1 protein-coding gene and 1 pseudogene are annotated in these 1,058 nt (G+C 72.3%); one reads left to right on the top strand and one right to left on the bottom strand.

Annotated elements, in window-relative coordinates; all coding sequences use genetic code 11:
- Nucleotides 1-757, top strand: a 757-nt coding sequence (locus AC2W7A_RS12755; protein ID WP_485991655.1) for an ABC transporter permease, incomplete at its 5' end; no start/stop codon positions are given.
- A gap of 87 nt (nt 758-844) precedes the next feature.
- Here the strand turns inward: AC2W7A_RS12755 and AC2W7A_RS12750 are convergent.
- Nucleotides 845-1,058, bottom strand: a pseudogene (locus AC2W7A_RS12750) (acyl-CoA dehydrogenase family protein); the annotation flags it as partial.

Below are 1,058 nucleotides of genomic sequence, written 5' to 3'. Positions count from 1 at the left end.
CGCCGACCCGCCCGGCGCCCGCCTGGGCCTCGGCCTCCTCGTGCCCGCCCTGCTGCTCCTCGCCTGGTGGGCCGTCACCGCCGCCGGCGTGTTCTCCGCCGTCCAACTGCCTTCTCCCGGGGCGGTGCTCAGCGCCGGCGTGAACCTCGCCGAGCGCGGCGACCTGTGGCTCCACATCGGGATCTCGGCGCAGCGCGTGCTGCTCGGGTTCGCCATCGGAGCTGTCCTGGGGCTCGCCGTCGGCGCCCTGCTCGGCCTGTCCGTCTGGGCGGACGCCCTGCTCGCCCCGTTGCTGGGGGCACTGCGCGCCGTCCCCTCGCTGGCCTGGGTCCCGCTGCTGATCCTGTGGCTGCAGATCGGCGAGGACTCGAAGATCACCCTGATCGCCATCGGTGCGTTCTTCCCGGTCTTCACCACCGTCTACGCGGCGCTGCGCCACGTGGATCCGCACCTGGTGGAGGCCGGCCGCGCCTACGGCTACCACGGCCTCGCCCTCCTCAGGACCGTCCAGCTTCCGGCGATCGTGCCCTCGGTGTTCTCCGGGCTTCGGCTCGCCCTCGCCCAGGCATGGCTGTTCCTGGTGGCGGCCGAGCTGATCGCCTCCTCTATGGGCCTCGGCTTCCTGCTGACCGACTCGCAGAACAACGGCCGGACGGACCGGCTGATCCTCGCGATCATCCTGCTCGCCGTCATCGGCAAGCTCACGGACTGGCTGCTGGGCCTGGCCGAGCGCCGGGCACTGACCCGCTGGTCCTGATCCGGCGGCGAGGCCCCTCGACGGCGGCGGGCGGGTCCACCCGGACTCGCCGGCCACCGTCACCTTGTTCGCGCTGACGCGCGGGGATCAGTCCTCCTCTGGCACGTCTCCGGCCGAGGTGTAGGCGATCGGCGCGGTGCCGTTGACCAGGTGGTCGCCGGCGATCCGGACCTTGAAGGACGCCGGGTCATGGGTGGCGATGGTGCGGGCGTTGCGCCAGTGCCGGTCCAGCTGCAGGGCCGTCGACGTCGAGGACGCCCCGAGGGTGTCGAAGATGTGGGTGCACACGTCCAGCACGAAC

The sequence above is a fragment of the Micrococcus sp. LASM2_SD2 genome (assembly GCF_057364565.1).
The sequence above is the reverse complement of the archived record's forward strand: the minus strand, read 5'-3'. Positions and strand labels throughout refer to the sequence as shown.